The organism is Streptomyces sp. H27-D2 (genome assembly GCF_035828615.1).
Lineage (GTDB): Bacteria > Actinomycetota > Actinomycetes > Streptomycetales > Streptomycetaceae > Streptomyces.
The window spans coordinates 1-2128 of sequence record NZ_JAYMZR010000171.1 but is presented as its reverse complement, the minus strand read 5'-3'; the positions used below and the strand labels follow the sequence as shown (position 1 = coordinate 2128).

Genomic DNA, 2128 nt, shown 5'->3' with positions numbered 1-2128 from the left:
GGACCGAAGGCCCCAGGGCGCTGCGCGGTCTCGTCATCGACCTGCGCTTCAACGGCGGCGGCTCGGACCAGCTCGGCCTGCGCCTCGCCTCCCGGCCGGAGACTGGGGGAGATTGAGGACACCCGTCCACCGGGCTGAGCACACCCATCCACCCGCGGCACCGCCAACCCCCGCGGTCGCCACCGCTACTGCGGCGCCCCCCGCCACCCCGCGACCGGCAGCGCGAACTTCGCCACCAACCGGTCCGTGAACGACGCCTGGTGCAGCCGCGCGAGCCGCACCGGCACGGCCCCCCGCCGCACCTCGACACGCGCTCCGGCGGCCAGTTCCACCGTCCGCCGCCCGTCGCACCACAGCACCCCGTTCGGGGTCTGCGGCTGGACCTCGACCGCGAGCACCGAGTCGGGCGCGGTGACCAGGGGTTTGGCGAAGAGGGCGTGGGCGCTGATCGGGACCATCAGCAGCGCCTCCACCTGGGGCCAGACGACCGGGCCGCCGGCCGAGAAGGCGTAGGCCGTGGAGCCGGTGGGCGTCGCGCAGACCACGCCGTCGCCGCCGAAGCGGGAGACCGGGCGGCCGTCCACCTCGGTGACCACTTCGAGCATCCGCTCGCGCGCGGCCTTCTCGACGGACGCCTCGTTGAGCGCCCAGTCCCTGTGCACGACGCGCCCGTTGTTGCGCACCAGCACATCGAGGGTCATCCGCTCCTCGACCTCGTAGTCACGGGTGACGACCCGGGCCACGACCTTGTCGAGGTCGTCGCGCTCGGCCTCGGCCAGGAAGCCGACCCGGCCGAGGTTGACGCCCAGCATCGGGACGCCGGAGGCGCGCGCGAAACCGGCGCCGCGCAGCAGCGTCCCGTCGCCGCCGAGCACCACCAGCAGCTCACAGCCGTCGACGACGTCGGGGGCCGACTCGACCCGCTCGACCGACAGCGGCAGCGGCAGGTCCGCGGCCTCCTCGGCGAGCACCCGGACCCCGATGCCGCAGCGCAGCAGTCCTTGGACGACGAGTTCGGCGCTGCGGATGGCCGCGGGGCGGCCGGTGTGGGCGAGCAGGAACACCGTTCGTGAGCCGTCGGCCGCCGGCGCGTCGGCCATCGCCGCGTCCGCCGTCCCGACACTCACCGCCGTCGCCGTCGCCTTCACCGCCGCCGCCCTCGCTGCCGTCGTCGTTGCTGCCACTGTCGTTTCTGTGGTCACCGGGGTCCCTCCGCCACTGCACGGTCGACATCTGCCGGGTCGAGTCTGGGCGCCCCGGCACGCAGCCACAGAAAGTACTCAACATTTCCGGAAGGTCCGGGCAACGGGCTCGCGGTGACGCCCAGCACGCCGAGACCAAGCTTCTGCGCGTGAGCCGCGACCGTACGCACCGTCTCGGCCCGCTGCTCCGGGCTGCGGACGACTCCGCCGCTGCCGAGCCGCTCCCTGCCGATCTCGAACTGCGGCTTGACCATGAGCACCAGGTCGGCGTCAGGGGCGGCGCAGCGGACGAGGGCGGGCAGCACCAGGCCCAGGGCGATGAAGGACAGGTCGCCGACGATCAGATCGGCCGGCTCTCCGCCGATCGCGTCGAGGGTCAACTCGCGTACGTTCGTACGGTCCTTGACGGTGACCCGGTCGTCACTCCGCAGGGACCACGCGAGCTGGCCGTAGCCGACGTCGACGGCGACCACTTCGGCCGCTCCGGCGCGCAGCAGCACATCGGTGAAGCCGCCGGTCGAGGCGCCGGCGTCGAGCGCGCGACGGCCTTCGACGCTCAGGCCGAGCGGGCCGAAGGCGGCGAGCGCGCCGGCGAGTTTGTGGCCGCCTCGGGAGACGTAGCCGGGGTCGCCGTCGTCCTCGCGGACGACCACGGCGGCGCTGATCTCGACCTGGGTGGCGGCCTTGGTCGCGAGCAGGCCGCCGACGGTCACCCGGCCTGCCGCGATCAGCTGGCTGGCGTGCTCGCGCGAGCGGGCCAGTTCGCGGCGCACCAATTCCGCGTCGAGTCGACTTCGTCGCGGGCGGGTCACTGCCACGTGCGGTTCAGCTCCTGTGGTCGTACGAGGGGGACGCCGGTACGGGCGGCGTCGGCCCGGGGCGCTGGTCGAGCCCGGTCAGCGCGTCGCGCAGCCCCCGGTGCACAT

The 2128-nt window shown here is 73.8% G+C and carries 2 protein-coding genes; both read right to left on the bottom strand.

The genetic code is table 11. The annotated features are described in order from the left end of the window. Window positions 1–185 precede the first annotated feature (185 nt). Window positions 186–1100, bottom strand: a complete 915-nt coding sequence (locus QMK28_RS33255) for an NAD kinase (RefSeq protein WP_326443423.1) — start codon at window positions 1098–1100, stop codon at window positions 186–188. A 98-nt stretch (window positions 1101–1198) separates the two neighbouring features. Beyond that, window positions 1199–2014, bottom strand: a complete 816-nt coding sequence (locus QMK28_RS33250) for a TlyA family RNA methyltransferase (RefSeq protein WP_326443422.1) — start codon at window positions 2012–2014, stop codon at window positions 1199–1201. Window positions 2015–2128: the final 114 nt, after the last annotated feature.